This window comes from Elusimicrobiales bacterium (genome assembly GCA_041651175.1).
GTDB lineage: Bacteria > Elusimicrobiota > Elusimicrobia > Elusimicrobiales > Elusimicrobiaceae > JAQTYB01.
Genome location: JBAZJT010000013.1, coordinates 1 through 14638, shown reverse-complemented (window position 1 = coordinate 14638; position 14638 = coordinate 1). Strand labels below are relative to the sequence as shown.

The 14638-nt window shown below is 57.0% G+C and carries 13 protein-coding genes; all 13 read right to left on the bottom strand.

Features of this window, described 5'->3' with window-relative positions:
* Positions 1 to 1141 precede the first annotated feature (1141 nt).
* Positions 1142 to 2689 carry an NAD(P)/FAD-dependent oxidoreductase gene (locus WC421_08115; protein ID MFA5162197.1) on the bottom strand — a complete coding sequence of 516 codons (1548 nt, stop codon included), beginning with the start codon at positions 2687 to 2689 and terminating at the stop codon, positions 1142 to 1144.
* On the bottom strand, positions 2671 to 4131 hold the full coding sequence (locus tag WC421_08110; protein ID MFA5162196.1) for a hypothetical protein: 1461 nt from the start codon (positions 4129 to 4131) through the stop codon (positions 2671 to 2673). The genes WC421_08115 and WC421_08110 overlap by 19 nt, the downstream gene beginning before the upstream one ends.
* Positions 4128 to 5534, bottom strand: coding sequence for a hypothetical protein (locus tag WC421_08105; GenBank protein MFA5162195.1), 1407 nt, complete (start codon positions 5532 to 5534; stop codon positions 4128 to 4130). The genes WC421_08110 and WC421_08105 overlap by 4 nt, the downstream gene beginning before the upstream one ends.
* Positions 5531 to 6802: an HAD-IIIA family hydrolase gene (locus WC421_08100; GenBank protein MFA5162194.1), complete on the bottom strand. Its 1272-nt coding sequence runs from the start codon at positions 6800 to 6802 to the stop codon at positions 5531 to 5533. Before WC421_08100 ends, WC421_08105 begins: the two co-directional genes overlap by 4 nt.
* On the bottom strand, positions 6799 to 7755 hold the full coding sequence (locus WC421_08095) for an NAD-dependent epimerase/dehydratase family protein (protein ID MFA5162193.1): 957 nt from the start codon (positions 7753 to 7755) through the stop codon (positions 6799 to 6801). Before WC421_08095 ends, WC421_08100 begins: the two co-directional genes overlap by 4 nt.
* A complete protein-coding gene (locus tag WC421_08090) occupies positions 7752 to 8447 on the bottom strand; it encodes a glycosyltransferase family 2 protein (protein MFA5162192.1) in 696 nt (231 codons plus the stop codon). Before WC421_08090 ends, WC421_08095 begins: the two co-directional genes overlap by 4 nt.
* Positions 8435 to 9715, bottom strand: coding sequence for an FAD-dependent oxidoreductase (locus WC421_08085; GenBank protein MFA5162191.1), 1281 nt, complete (start codon positions 9713 to 9715; stop codon positions 8435 to 8437). The genes WC421_08090 and WC421_08085 overlap by 13 nt, the downstream gene beginning before the upstream one ends.
* 90 nt (positions 9716 to 9805) lie before the next feature.
* Positions 9806 to 11149 carry a DUF2142 domain-containing protein gene (locus WC421_08080; GenBank protein ID MFA5162190.1) on the bottom strand — a complete coding sequence of 448 codons (1344 nt, stop codon included), beginning with the start codon at positions 11147 to 11149 and terminating at the stop codon, positions 9806 to 9808.
* 72 nt (positions 11150 to 11221) lie between these two features.
* Positions 11222 to 11395, bottom strand: coding sequence for a phage tail protein (locus WC421_08075; protein MFA5162189.1), 174 nt, complete (start codon positions 11393 to 11395; stop codon positions 11222 to 11224).
* Positions 11396 to 11429: 34 nt separating this feature from the next.
* Positions 11430 to 12035: a polysaccharide deacetylase family protein gene (locus WC421_08070; GenBank protein MFA5162188.1), complete on the bottom strand. Its 606-nt coding sequence runs from the start codon at positions 12033 to 12035 to the stop codon at positions 11430 to 11432.
* 159 nt (positions 12036 to 12194) lie between these two features.
* Entirely contained in the window at positions 12195 to 12737 is a 543-nt protein-coding gene (locus tag WC421_08065) for a class I SAM-dependent methyltransferase (GenBank protein MFA5162187.1), read from the bottom strand.
* 365 nt (positions 12738 to 13102) lie between these two features.
* Positions 13103 to 13507 carry a phage tail protein gene (locus WC421_08060; GenBank protein ID MFA5162186.1) on the bottom strand — a complete coding sequence of 135 codons (405 nt, stop codon included), beginning with the start codon at positions 13505 to 13507 and terminating at the stop codon, positions 13103 to 13105.
* A gap of 74 nt (positions 13508 to 13581) precedes the next feature.
* Complete coding sequence (locus WC421_08055; GenBank protein ID MFA5162185.1) at positions 13582 to 14418, bottom strand: FkbM family methyltransferase; 837 nt, start codon at positions 14416 to 14418, stop codon at positions 13582 to 13584.
* Positions 14419 to 14638: the final 220 nt, after the last annotated feature.

Here is a 14638-nt window from a genome sequence, read left to right as displayed (position 1 = left end):
GCCAGCCAGCCCGGCTGCCAGAATAAATTTCCGCCGCCGGCCCGCGTTTTCACAAAGCGCGTCCAGCAGCTTTCCGGCGCAGACGGCAAGCAGGAGATAAACCGGGTACAGGTATCTGGCCCGCGCCACTATAGGCAGATACCCCGCGCAGTAAAGCGCGGCTGAAAACAATGCCGCAGCGGCCAGCCTGTCGCCGGACAGCGCTTCCAGCAGCAGCCATAAAATCACCGCGCAGGAAAACAGCGAAACCGCCTGCAAAGCGTCGCATTCCGCAACGAAATTATCCGCCAGCAGGCGAAGCTGATGCAGGAAAGCCGCCCGCGAATCAAACATGCTCCAGCGGCGGGTTTCAATCAGCGACGGGTCCTCCCAGATGCTTGCCGCCTTGCCGTTTGCCGGAGCGAAAAACCCCTCGTAATTGACAGGATGGCCCTTATAAGACGGCCCGACAACATCGCGGTTATAACGGCCCGCCGTTGTCAGCGCCGTCCCGCCGTACTTAAGGCTTAAAACCGAACCCCATGCCCCGCACACAAGCGCGAAAACCGCCATTCCCCATGCCCATGTTCTGAACTGCCTCCGAGCAAAACATATCGCCGTAAAATGTATGGCGAAAAACGGCAGCGCATAGCTCTTGGCAAGATACGCCAGACCGCCCAGCGCGCCGCAGGCCAGCCCCTCCCTGCCGTCCGCGCCGAAATCATCGCGCAGCGCAAAAACGAAATAATGCGCCAGAATTGCGGCCAGCAGCAAATCCGGCGATATAAGCTGGCAGAAAAAGGAAAGACCCACCGGAGCAAGGCTCAGCAGCACAACCCATTGCGAAAAAAGCGACAGGCCCAGCGCCGCGCACAGCCGCCGCGCGCCCCACAACGCCAGCAGCCCGCTTGCAAAACCGGCCAGCTTGGCCGAGACAAGGGGATTTATTCCCGCCGCCATAAACGGCATCAGCAGCCAGGAAAAAAGCGGCCCCCAATAGCCGTTTACAGCCAGCGCGAAATCCCCGTCCAGATAATGCCGCGCTATGCTTATATACGAAATCCCGTCGGCGTCTATGTGATAAACCAGAAAAGGCAGCAATGCGGCAAACCCGGCGCAGTAAACCGCCACGGCCCAGAAAAGCGGGCGGCGCAGCAGGGAATCATTTTGATTCATGATACTCTTCTTCCGAATTCACCGCCCAGACCGAGCGTTTGTCCCCGCCGGAACCCATTATTATTTCCGCCGTTTTCATGGCGGAAAGCATGGAATGGTCCATATTGTTGTAACGGTGCATCCCGTTTCTTCCGGCGGGATAGAGATTGGGAACGCTGTCCATGAACTCCCGGACCTTGCCAAAGCCGGAATATGCGCCGAAATAGCCGGGATAGGTTTTGGGCATTCTGGCGGCGGCGGAATACGCCAGCTCCCCGCTGTCGGCAAAGCCTATGGCTTCCAGCTCGCGGACGGCGAGGCGGCAGATTTCGGCGTCGTCCAGCTTCCAGAAACCGTCGCCCTCCTGGCAGAAAAACTCCACGCCCAGCCACACCCCTTCACGCCCGCCGCAGAGGTACGGGCTCCAGTTGTTGAATATCTGGAGACGGCCCGCTTTCACCTGCGGCTCCTGTATGTAAATCCAGGTGTCCGGCACAAGGCCCGGCAGCGCGGGAACCGCGCTTTTATTAACCGCCTTTATCTTCCGATATAACAGTCCGGCAGTTATGAAATCGCGGTATTCCAGCCCGGCGGCGACGGCGCGAACCTCCGGCGGCGCGGCATCCCCGAAAGCGGCGATTAAATCCCGCACCGGCATAGTGGAGATGAAAGCGTCCGCCACGAAAGTCTCCGCCGCGCCGGTTTCCAGATTGCGCGCGGTTACGGCTTTGACCGCGCCGTTTTCCGTCTCAAAAGAGACTGCCCGCCGCCGCATGAAAAATTCCGCCCCCGCCGCCCGGGCGCGGGAGGCCGCCTTCTCCCACAACTGGCCGGGGCCGAATTTGGGATACCAAAATTTGTCTATAAGGCTGGTTTCAACTTTCCCGCCGGCAAGGCCCAGAACATTTCTGGCGGCATGGGCGACAGCTTTCGCCACCGACAGCCCCTTCACCCGCTGCGCCCCCCATTCCGGGCTGATGCGCGCGCAGGACACCCCCCACACCTTCTCGGTATAATCGCGGAAAAAAGTCTCGTATAGCGAATCGCCGAAACGGTTGGAGTAGAAATCGGCAAGGCTGCGTTCCGGCTTTATCGGGAGCAATTGCCGGCGCAGATAGGAGACGCCTATCCGCGCCGTCCGGAGCGGCCCCAGGTTGGCAAGCGTCTGCGCCGACAGCGACACAGGATAATTGTAGAATTTCCCGCCGTAGAGTATGCGCGAGACGCGCGGCCTTGCCAGCATCACCTCGTCCGAAATCTGCGGGTCAGGGCCGCCGGACGGCTCAAAAAGCCTGCGCCCCAGAATAATATCATCGCTTGCCGGCGCGCCCTGAAGCGGCAGAAGGTCCCGCCACCAGTTCATCACAGTATCGGACTTGGAGAAAAAGCGGTGGCCGCCTATATCCAGCCTGAGCCCGCCGCAGCGCACCGTGCGGGATATGCCGCCCACGCAATCGTCGGCCTCAAGCACGGAGACTTCGGCCCCCGCGCGGGCAAGCTCGCAGGCGGCGGTTATGCCGGCGGGGCCGGCGCCTATTATGAGGACTTTTCGCATGTCAGTTCCGTCCAGATTATGTACGAAAGCAGCGCGAATATCGCCAGCGCCGGAATCACGCGCATATAGCGGATAATCCACAACGCCCAGTCAAGCGGCTGATTTTCATGCACCGCCAGTATCGCGCGCAACGGCCAGGCCGCGCAACGCGCGCCATGCCAGCCGAAAGCATGGTTATACACGAAAAAATAAGACGTCGGCACATAAAACAGCGCGCCCGCCGCGCAGGCGGCCCGCGCCGCCCTGCCGCCCATGCCGGAAACGAAAATAAACGCCATCACCGCCATCAGCGTGGTGTAATGATACTCGTAAACCGAATCGTAGGCAAGGTAAAAAGAAAGTATCGCAAACGCGAACACGAAAAAAGCCGCGCGGTTGCGCCGGGCCTGGTCCCTTATAAAAAACAGCCACAGCGAAAAAGCTGAAAGCATCATGACCGGCAGCTTCCACAAGGCGGGATTCAGCGGCCCCAGCAAATCCGTGAAGAAACCGGAAACCGACATGAATTCAAAGTTATCCGCACGGACAATGGACGAAAGGTTACGCATATTCAGCCAGTGAATGATATTATCGCGCAGAAAATCCGCGCGGTAGTGGACGCGCAGTATGTTGCCCTCCAGCGTTTTTTTGAAAATTATCTCCGGGTGCAGCAGCGCGGACATTTCCGCATTGGCGCCCAGTCCCGCCGGGTTCAGCGGGCGAATCAGGATGAAAGCCAGCGAAACCGCCGCGTAAACAGCAAGGCTCAAAGCCACGGTTTTCCTGAAAGGCCGTACGGCTGCCAGCACGGGCAGCGCGGGCAGCAGCACCGGCTTTGTCAGCAGGCTTATAAGCAGTCCGGCGGCCAGCATGGGGCGCAGCCCGCCGGAAGCGGGATTTGCCTGCAAAGACAGGAACTCCGCGCACACAAGCGAAACGGCGGCAACGGTGAACACATGCAATTGCCCGTTCCACAAAAGCAGATACGCCGGCGGCGAGCAGAGAAACAGGAAATAGAGCGTTTTGCGCTCCAGCGCGGTGGCGGCATAACGCCCCGCCAGCTTGGCGCAGCCGGCCAGCAGCGCGGCGGAAAACAGGACAAATACCCCGTATGCCGTCCACGGCGGGAAAAGCGACAGCCAGGACCCCGCCAGCACAGCCGCAGCCGGGTGGTACGGAAACCACGAAGCGTACGGGCCGTAGGCGCAGCCCCAGGTGTCGTAAATGCTTTTGCCGTGGATAAGATTTATGAACCCGCGCGGCACCGAGAAAAAGTCCAGCCCGGCCTTGCCATGCCAGGTCGTAGCCATGAAAGTGTCCAGAAACCCGCCGCCCGGCGCGTGATACGCCAGCCGCCACACCGCGCAGCCGATTGACGCCAGCATGACAGCAAGGCAGCACGCCGTGATGGCGGGAAGCCGCTTTTCCAGAAAAGCGGCCAGCCGGGGCCAGCGCGGGTTCACCGGGAATGCCTCCAGGCCAGAGCTACCGCCAGTGAAAACATCACAAGCGCGGGCAACACCCTGCTCCAGCGAATCATCACCAGCGCCCAGTCATAAATATGCGAGCTGGTGAAAACGGAGATGTAAATATCGTTAAGCCCGGCCAGCGCCGGGCGATGAAAACCGAAAGCCGGATTTCTGAGCCAGAAATAAGAGGTCGGAACCAGCAGCAGCGCGCCGCAGCCGCAGAACCAGCGCATCAGCCTTGCAGAGACGGCGTCCGTCTCTTTTTCATGCAAAATCAGCATAACAGCCAGCGGAACAAGCGCGACGGCGTAATGATACTCGTAAACCCCGTCGTAAGACAGGAAAAAAGACAGCGCCGCCGCCATCACGGCAAAGACCGCGGCCCCGGCGCGCCGGGACTGCGGCGCGAAAAACAGTTTCAAAGACACCGCCAGCGCCGCCGCCGCCGGAATTTTGAGAATCCAGCCGGGCAACCGCCTGCCCGCAATATCCCCGCAGAAAGAGGACAGCGACATCAGCTCAAAATGCCCCGGCTGACCAATACCGTCGCGGAAACGCATGTTCAGCCAGTGAATTGCATTGTCGGCCAGCATTTCGGGACGATAGGAAACTATCTGCACCCCCCTGTAAATCTCGCGCCGGAACATATGGGCGGGATGGGCAAGGACATCCCATATCCTCGCAAACCCCGCCGCGCGCGGGTTCAGCGCGGGGATTAAAATAAAAGCCAGCGAAACCGCCGCGTACGCCGCCGCGCTCCATAAAACCGTTTTGCGGCGGCTCGGCACGGCAAGCAGCGCGGGCAAAGCCAGCAGCACAAGCGGCTTGGAAAAAAGCGACAGCAGAATTCCCGCCATAAGCGCGGGCCGCAGCGCCGCGCCGTCTTCCGGCGAGAGCAAATCGTAAAAGACGAGGCAGAAGGCCGCCAGCAGCAGCACATGCAGCTGGCCGTTCCATATCATCAGATAAACCGGCAGCGGGAATATCAGCAGAAAGCAGATAAAACTCCGGTTCAGCGCATTGCCGGAAAGGCGGCCCAGCAGCCGCGCGCAGAAAAGCAAAACCAGCACGGAAAAAACCGCAAAAACATAAAACGCCGCCCAGGGCGGAAACACCGAAAGCCACGAACCCGCGTAAACCGCCGCCGCCGGATGATAGGGAAACCATGTCGCGTAAGGCCCGTAGGAGCAGGCCCGCGTGGCATAAATGCTCTGCCCGTGGACGAGATTTATGAAAGCGCGCGGGATGGAGAAGAAATCAAACCCAATGCGGCCATGCCAGGTAGTTGCAAGAAACGGGTCCAGAAAGCGCCATTTAAGCGAGGCAAATATGACAATTACCCATGCGCCGCAGACATACGGCAGAATGCGGCGCAGGGCGGCTTCAAAACGGCTCATTTGCCCGCCCCGGTAATTATTTCCGCCGCTGCGGCAAGATCGGCGCAGTCAATATCCCCGCCGGAAAGCCCGCCCACGGCAATCGCTTTCACCCCGGCGGCGCGGGCGCAGTCAAGGTCGCGTTTGCTGTCGCCGGCCATATAGGAGCCGGAAAGGTCTATGTTCAGTTCCGCGGCGGCGCGCAGCAGCATTCCGGGTTTGGGTTTGCGGCAGGCGCAGTCAATTTTATAAGCCGCATTCTCGCCGGGATAGCCTTTGTCGGGGTGATGGGGGCAGTAATACACCGCATCCAGATACGCGCCCTTTTCGCCAAGCAGCGTCTCCATCTTGCGGTGGATAAGCTCCACGGTTTCAATGCCGCACAGGCTGCGCGCAACCACCGGCTGATTGGTGGCGACCACCGCCAGAAACCCCGCCGCGTTGATGTTGCTCACGGCCTCCGCCGCGCCCGGCAGCAATTCAAAGTCCTCCGGGCGGGAAATAAGGCCTTTTTCGCGGTTGATGACGCCGTCGCGGTCCAGGAACACGGCGCGCCTTTTGTTTTTGAGATTGAACGCGGCTATTTTGCCGGAAAGCAGGTCCCGCTCCGCCTTTGCCAGCCGCTCCGGCGTGCCAATGTCTTTAAGATATTCCGGCGTCGCGTATCCGTAAACCGGCAGGCGCGAAACCATGCCCGGCAATATATCGTGTACAAAATCGGATTTCACACCTTCCGGGATGCAGTTAAGCGCGGCCTCCGACATGACGCATACGCCGGTATTTGCAAGATTGCGCAGCCACAGCCCCGGCTGATGCGGCTTTGAATGCACGGCGGTTATCCGGCTGCCGCCGTCAACAGCCACAAGGTCGCTGTCAAAAGGATGGTCGTTGGGATGAATAACCAGCGTGCAGGCGGCGGCTTTGGCTTTATGAAAATCCAGAAGGCGGCGCAAATCCATGTCCAGCATTATATCGCCGTAGAGGACGATGAAATCCCCCCCCGCCACGCCCTGCATCTGGCGCAAAGCCCCGGCGGTGCCAAGCGGCGCGCTTTCCGCGATATGCCGGATTTTCAGGCCGTATTTCCCGCCGTCCCCGGCGAAATCGCGGATTTGCCCCGCCAGGTAGCCGCTTAAAATAAAAACTTCCTCCGCCCCGCAGCGCGCAAGCAGCCGCAGCTGATGCTCAAGCAGCGCAACACCTGCCACCGGGACCAGCGGCTTTGGCATTGCAGCCGCCAGCTCGCCCAGCCGCGTCCCTTTCCCGCCGGCCAGAATTACGGCTTTCATCTGGAGCAATGCTTTGCGCCGCCGGCTATTTCGCATGCGGCGAGCCTGACGGCGGAATCCGAATCCAGCGCGGCTTTCCACCCCAGCCGGCGGAGTTTTGCGGTGTCATAGTCAAAACGCGGCACATCGCCCTGCCAGCCGCGCGCGCCGCCGGTGTAGCTGAATTTTACTCCGCCAAGCTTCATCGCGGCGGCGGTAAACCGCGCGATTTTATCCACTGTCGTCGCGCCGCTTCCGGCAAGATTATAGAGGTTGAAATTTTCCTTCGCGTTTTTCCAGACAAAAATCATGCCGGAGACGACGTCGCTTACATGCAGATACGGCTTGCGCTGTTTCCCGTCTCCCAGAATAAGCAGTCTGCGCGGATTCCCGCGCAGGCGGTTGACGAAATCAAATATCACCCCGTGAGTGGCGCGCGCGCCAACCACATTGGGAAAACGCACTATCCAGCTTTTTATTCCGCAATTGGCGCAGTAGGAGGAAATCCACGCCTCGGAGGCCAGCTTTGCCGCGCCGTAATGCGAAACCGGAACCAGCGGGCCGCAATCCTCGGCCATGGGCCGGTCCGCCTCGCCGTACACCGCCGAGGTGGAGGCAAAAACAAGCTGCTTGACGCCGCGCGCGCGCATGGCTTCCAGCAGGGCGGAGGTGGTGGCGAAGGTGCGGCGCATGTCTATGCCGGGATCTTTTATTCCGGCCTGAATGTCGGAATTTGCGGCCAGATGGAAAACGCAGCCGAACTTATGCGCGGCGAATATCCGCCGCAGCGCGGCGGGACGCGAAACATCCGCCTTTACAAACTCAAAGCGCGCATTGCCCAGACAGGCCGCGATATTGGTTTTGCGGCCCAGACTCAAATCGTCCGCGCAGACGACTGAATGCCCGGCCTCCAGCAGCCTGTCCGAAACATGGCTGCCGATAAAGCCCGCACCGCCGGTAACCAGTATTTTCATAACTGCTCCGGGCTGAAGCCGAGGCCGAACCTGTAATTGAAAATGCACTTCAGATACGCCTTGCCGCTGCGCCAGCGGTTGAGTGTAACCTCGCCCACGCGCAGGCGGTAGGGAATTTCTATCTCCTTATGCCTGAACCCCGCTCGGACGGAGCGGGTTATTATCTCGCAAGGCAGCGAATAATTCGTCTCAAACCGCACGGCGGAGACGACGTTTTTCTTCATGCAGAACATGCCGGTGGTAACATCATGAACGTTTATCCCGTAAAGCGTCCGCACCAGAAAAGCGAACATCCAGTTGCCGAATTTGTTCATTGCCGGCATTTCTTTGCCAAGCTCTTTCGTCATCCGGCAGCAGGAGACTATATCATAACCCTCCTCGCAGACAAGGCGGACCAGCCGTGGGATATACTCCATCGGATAGGTATTGTCGCAGTCGGAGGTTATGATAATATCGCCGGAGGCGCTTTCCAGCGCGGTCCGCAGCGCTATGCCGTGGCCGCGCGGCGGCTGGGAGACGACGCGCGCGCCCATTTTCGCCGCTATTTCCGGGGTGCGGTCCTTGCTGCTGTCCACCAGCAGTATTTCGGTGTCGTAATCCGCGGTGTTTTTCCTGATGGACTCTATCATCAGCGGAACCGCGCCTTCTTCATTGAAACTGGGCATCACAACGGACAGTTTTATTTTTTGCATAGTTTTCCCGCCGCCGCAATCGCGCTTGCGACCACGGCGTCCATGTTGAGATATTCAAACTCCGCGAACCTGCCGCAGCAGGTTATGCCCTGGCTTTCCAGCCAGCCTATGACCGCGGTTTTGTTCTTTTTATGCTCCAAATCGTAAATGACATAGGCGTACTTGAAGGTTTTGCAAACCGCGTCCGTAATATCGCCCGCCAGAGAGAGCTTTGCCAAATCCTCTTTCACCCGCGCTATCAGCCGCTCCGGCGGCCAGGAGGCGATGTCGCTTTCCGGACGGAATGTTATCTCCGCCATAAGCGCGGCGCCGCCGCCTTCGGGGGCGTATTTCTCCCCCAGAAAATTAAGCCTGCTGAGCCGGTGGAAAATTATATCCCTGTCGGCTATGTTGACGGCGAAATTATCGCCGATGCCGTCTTTTCCGGCGCGCAGGACCACGATATGTATTGAATTGTATTTCAGCGCGGACAGCGAGGTTTTCACCTGCGACGGCGCGTCAATATACCTGAAAAGCTCGTGCAGCGGCATGCAGTTGACCAGCCGGGAGGCACGAAACTCGCCGCAGTCGGTATCCACAACCCATTGCCCGCCGGATTTTGAGACGGATTTGATTCTGACCGGCGCGCGCAGCGAGGTTTTCCCCCCCGCCCGCGCCAGGAAACCGCGCACTACGGATTCTATTCCCCCCGCGCGCGGATAGTTGAAATAAAGCTGGTGCAGATAGCCCTCGGTAGCCTCCCCGGCGGCGGATTTGCGTATATCCCCGTCCGGCGGGCGGGGGATGCGCTCCACCATCTGCGTGTCCATGAATGCGGGGTCGAATTTCCAGATTTTCTCGTTATAGGGCTGGAGGTAGAGGCGGGTTATCCCCTCGCCGAAAGTTTTAAGAAAAAATTGCAGCATGTTCCGCGCCGGATAATCGCGGTAGGGATTGTCCAGAAATTCGCGGAGGCAGCGGTCCCTCTCCTCCGGCGCAAGGGCGGACAACTCGTTTTCAAACGGATACTTAACAAACCGCCCGTTGTGGAAGATTCTGTTGGAGCGGCGCAGCCGCTCCGTGTCAGCCGAGGCCAGCAGTTCCTTCAGCGCGGCCTCGTTTTTGGAAAAAAGTATATGCGGCCCTATGTCAAAATACCCGCCGCAGAATGGAAAGCTGCGGCAAAGGCCGCCGGCGCGGTCCTCCGCTTCCAGTATGACGGATTTGCCGTCCAGGTAACAGGCCAGCGAAACGCCAGCCAGCCCGCCGCCAAGGATTATGGTCTCCATGGATAAATTGTATAAATTTATAACAGCCCCGGTCGCTTCTGCCGGCGTTACCCGACAGGCCTCTTGCAACCTTCATTTGGCAGTTGGCAATTATTGCAGCGGAGCGGACCAGTATCTGCTCCAGACAGCGGAATACAGGCAGGCGTATAAAAAGAAATACAGCCAGTGCGCCGCGGTGAAGGCGCAAAGCAACCTCATGCCGCGTTCGGAGAGTTTTATAAATCTTGGGACGGACAACAGCAGCAGCGGCATCATGGGCAGGAAATATCTGCCCTGCGCGTCGCCTCCTATAAACGGCGCTATTATCTGAAGCAGCATTATCGCGCAGTAAAGACATATAATCGCTGCCCAGCCCGCCAGATGCGGCAGCGCCGCCCGCGCCGAATAAGCCGAGGCGGTAATCAGCATCGCGCAGAAATAAAGCTGTATGTTGAATCTGGGCGCGGGCGCGTCATACCAGCCGAAATTCGCTATAAGCCCCTGCATATACGAACATCTGAAACAGGTTTTAAGCGCCGCCGCAAACGCCGCCAGCGGGTGCAGCAGCCTGCCGGCCTGCTCCGCCGGGACACCCACATGCGGCATGTATCCGTTCACAACCGCCGCCCACAACGCCGCCGGCACGATGACGGCTGCGGCAAACCCCGCCGCCCGCGCAATGCGTTTTGCGGGCGCTTTCAGCAGCCATGCGGTTTCCAGCGCGAAGGGAATGACGATATAAACATACTTGCAAAGCCCCAGCAGCGCCGAAACGCACAGGAAGAGCGCGTGCGGCTTTCCCTCTTCGTCCGAGGCAAACATAGCCAGTCCCAGCGCGGTTGCAAGAAATGACAGTGAAAGCGTCACGCCGTCCGCGCTGCAAGCCGCGCTCTGGTGGATATTCATCGGCAGAAAAGCGGCGACGGCGTAAAGCAGCCGCTCCCGCGCCGTGAAAGCGCGCGAGACGACGGCAAATCCCGCCGCAAACACCGCCGCCGCGGACAAAAGCGAAAACAGCTTGGCGGCAACCAGCGCCGCGATAACCGGCGCATATGCCGCCGGGCTGTAAAGCGTGGGGGTGAAGAATTTTTCCGCCTCGTCCTTCGGGTCGGCGGAAGGCAGCGCGGCGGCCCGCGCGTCCAGCGGCGGGCTGGTTTTAATGATTTCGCGCAGTTTTTCAAGCGAAAACCGCGCATTCATCTGCCAGGGCAGATAGGATACGGCCTTCACCTCCGGCACAAAAGCTCCGTGCGGCGCGCCGGCGGCGGGCAGAATTTCCCCCTGCAGCATTCTACAAGCGCGCAGCAGATGGGCCGGCTCATCCGGCGTCTGATACGGCGGCATCAGCGCAATAAAAAACAGCCCGCAAAGGACAAATCCCGCAAAAAACACTTTAGCCGGAGCCTTGCGCACGGCTCCGTCCATCGCAATAAGCAGAGAATCCAGAGTGTCCATAAAAAAGCAGTTTTAATATTTTACATAATGGCGGCGCGAAATATCTTCCCGCGCGGGTTTCCGGCCAAGCTATCAGAAGAAACCGCGCGCGAAAACGCCCTGCATATTGGGCGTCCTGAAATTCCCGCCGGAGCCGCCGAATGTGTAGCCGGTTACCGCAAACAGCGCGGAATATGTCGTCGTGGATATATCCGCGCCGTCGGCGGCGAGATAACCGGCAGGACAGGCGCTTGACGCGAACATCATCACCGTCCCCGCCGGATTCGGCGGCGGACACGTATCACACTATCCTGTACATGGAGCCGTAGGCTGAAGCTAGCAAGGGGTGGCTATATAACCAGAGACGTCGCGCCAGCCAGTTGACATCCCCCATTCTTACGGTGAATCGGCGCACAAAGAATTTATCGGTTCGCGGCGTGTTGGATCCCGGTTTTGCGGCAAATGCCATCTTGTATCCGACGTCCAGCGCGCATTTCGCAAGTTCCGGAGTGGAATAGCCCCAGGGCCAGGACAATGTGTCGGGGCGATTCCCTGTTTTTTCAAAAATTTCATTTGCGGAATCAACCAGTTCCGCGGGCATATCCGGCCAGCTTTTGTGTTTATTGAAATCATTGTGCGTTCGGGTATGCGAGCCGATTTCAAAGACTCCGGATTCAGCCATACGGCGCAATTCCTCCCACGAAAGGAATGCCCCCGCATGCTGGCCTGTGAAGGGCGGCGGCTGTCCGCCTTCGGAAATGGTTTTGCGCGCCGGAGCATTGATTACTCTTCCGGTTGTGACAAACACGGAGGCGGTGAAACCGTAACGTTTAAGCAGAGGATATGCGCATATCCAGTTGTCCGCATAACCATCGTCAAAAGTAATCAATACGGTACGCGCCGGCAAAGACATGTCTCCATTCAAAAATTTGCGGAAATTTTGCAGAGGCACAGTGCGGTAACCGTTGCACGACAGATACTCAAGCTGCCGTTCAAAACCGGCAGGGGTTATCTCGCGGTTAGGAGCAATGCAGTGATAAAGCAGAACAGGCACAGACACCATAAGCTATTTCAAAGCCTTAAGTTTGAAATGCATGGTTTTGCCGCGAATCACAAAGCAGAGATATAATTCCCACCATCGCCTGAAAAATCTCCAAACCCCGCTTTTTCGCTGAAGATTTACCAGAAATTCCAATCCCGCGTATCTGAAAGGATTGGCAAGCTCAACGTAACTGTCAACTGTTTCAAATCTGGCTTTGCTGTAGTAGCTGGTGCCATTGTCCGGCTCAAAGTATTCAAAGGATTTGGTGCTTAAATGCCATTTGTGCGTGATGTCTTTCCAGCTTATAGTGTCGGTATAATGCGGCGTTACTATCTCAACGATGCCGCCTGGAATCAGAATTCTATGCACTTCCTCCATGACGCGCGGGATGCTGTCGCAATGCTCAATAAGATGCCGCATGCAAACAGCATCGCATGAATTATCCGCAACTGGCCATGGCGTAACATTGACATCGTGAACTATGTCAACACTTGGCAACGCAGCTATATCCAAACCCATATAACCGGCAAGCTTGTTCCTGCCACATCCGACATCCAGCTTATTCATATAGTACGCCTCCATCATCACTGAACAATCTCATTGTACCGTTTTTGAACATCTAAACAAACCTGTCCCGGCATTAACCTGAATGTTTCAGTTGGCTTGCGGAATTCGCCAAAAAATCGCTTCATCTTTGCTTCTAAATTTTGCCTTACAGGGCAACAGGCCTCTCGGAAAATTTTATGCGCAAATATTCTGCGCTTTTTCGTCTCGGTTCTCGCAACCAACTGAAACATTCAGGTTAACCGTATCCGCTGGTTTGTCTCGGGAACAGACAGAATTACGATTGCAGCAAACGCATGTTTCCCTATTACCGTATATTACCTGCTGGAAGAGATAAAAAATTCATTCCGTCTACATACCCGATACCCCTAATACCTGACGCAGTGCTGCAACGCGATATTTTTGGGGCGTGTCTCCGTGCCACCGACCAATGATGTCGTGTTTTCAGTTCCGCTGCCGTAACTTGACGCTGGAGTACCACCACCAGCGTCGGCGGCATGATTGTATAGATTTATAGTGTGCGCATGTGCTTTTATCTCATCTTCCTGAAAACTTCCAAATGCGCGGGCGGTATCGGTTGAGCCTGCCGCGTCATAGCCGCGCGCGAAAACGCCCTGCATATTGGGCGTCCTGAAATTCCCGCCGGAGCCGCCGAATGTGTAGCCCGTAACCGCAAACAGCGCGGAATAGGTGGTTGTGGAAATATCCGCGCCGTCGGCGGCGAGATAACCGGACGGACATGTGCTGGACGCGAACATTATTACAGTTCCCACCGGATTCGGCGGCGACCATGACAAATTGCCGGAACCGTTATTTGTAAGGCAAGTGTATGCTATGCCCTGTCTTGTCAGGTTGCGGGGTGATTTCTTGTCCAGAAAATATTGCGGGCCTTCGCGGGATTTTGCAGCATTGCGGGAATATCGGCAACGGTTAATCTGCCCTCGTCTGAAATCTCAGACGGTTTGAATCCCTGCTGCTCAAGCAAATCAATAAAATCCCGCGGATTTTGATTCAAACCGGATATTATGGCCGGAGAAAACTCGGAAAGGATGTTGTCTATCTGCGGCAATGTGGCTTTCGCGCCAAGCAGAACGTTAAGCTCGTTGCCCTCGGTGTCTATTTTCAGCAATTTGATTCTTTTCCCCTGCAACTGCCTGGCGGCGAAAGCGTCTATGGTTGTTGCCTCAACTTCCACGCTGCCGACCGATTTACGGCTCTTTATCAGCGAGTGCCTCCCCAGATTGCATTTTTTGTACAAATACAAAGTTTTCGTTCCGGGGGTCTTGTCCACTGCCATGTTTTGCGGATGTATATTGGTTTTCCCGTTGAGTTTGATATTGTCCGAAAGCAACTGGTAATTATGCGGCTCCGGCTCAAATGCGAAAACCGCCGGATTCGCGGCATGGGACAGCGTCAGCGAATACCATCCAAGATTTGCGCCGACATCCAGAATAATATCACTATCGGTTATATTAAGCGTTTTGAGCAAAAATTCCGTTATATCGTCTTCCGAGTATACGCCGTATTTGTAGTAAATGTCCCGCCCCACGCCGTCCAGCGCATGGAATTTGAATTTCAGGCCGTATTTCCTGCAATCCGCAATTAAATGCGTGTCGGGACAAAAACACCGCACAAACAAATGCTTGATTCTGTTGGACAGCAAATACAAAGGGAATATCTTCATAAACTGTCTCCGATTATTCGGCGCGTGCTTCACCCGAACAACACAACATTATATTACAAAATTGCATTGCGCAGTTTGAATGATGCGATGACCCAGCATTTTCTAATTGAATAATGAGCCTGAAATCTCTCGTCGTGGCTCCGTCGGGATATTTTTTGCCATGCCTCCCGTTTTGATTGATTTTACCGTGTCTTTTTCCTCCGCTTCGCGCAGAATTCTG

Excerpts from the sequence above, each read along its gene's own strand:
- WC421_08075 (MFA5162189.1), bottom strand. The coding sequence starts at position 11,395 with ATGATGTTCGCGTCAAGCGCCTGTCCTGCCGGTTATCTCGCCGCCGAC.
- WC421_08085 (MFA5162191.1), bottom strand. The coding sequence starts at position 9,715 with ATGGAGACCATAATCCTTGGCGGCGGGCTGGCTGGCGTTTCGCTGGCC.
- WC421_08100 (MFA5162194.1), bottom strand. The coding sequence starts at position 6,802 with ATGAAAGCCGTAATTCTGGCCGGCGGGAAAGGGACGCGGCTGGGCGAG.
- WC421_08095 (MFA5162193.1), bottom strand. The coding sequence starts at position 7,755 with ATGAAAATACTGGTTACCGGCGGTGCGGGCTTTATCGGCAGCCATGTT.
- WC421_08105 (MFA5162195.1), bottom strand. The coding sequence starts at position 5,534 with ATGAGCCGTTTTGAAGCCGCCCTGCGCCGCATTCTGCCGTATGTCTGC.
- WC421_08090 (MFA5162192.1), bottom strand. The coding sequence starts at position 8,447 with ATGCAAAAAATAAAACTGTCCGTTGTGATGCCCAGTTTCAATGAAGAA.
- WC421_08055 (MFA5162185.1), bottom strand. The coding sequence starts at position 14,418 with ATGAAGATATTCCCTTTGTATTTGCTGTCCAACAGAATCAAGCATTTG.
- WC421_08065 (MFA5162187.1), bottom strand. The coding sequence starts at position 12,737 with ATGAATAAGCTGGATGTCGGATGTGGCAGGAACAAGCTTGCCGGTTAT.
- WC421_08115 (MFA5162197.1), bottom strand. The coding sequence starts at position 2,689 with ATGCGAAAAGTCCTCATAATAGGCGCCGGCCCCGCCGGCATAACCGCC.
- WC421_08080 (MFA5162190.1), bottom strand. The coding sequence starts at position 11,149 with ATGGACACTCTGGATTCTCTGCTTATTGCGATGGACGGAGCCGTGCGC.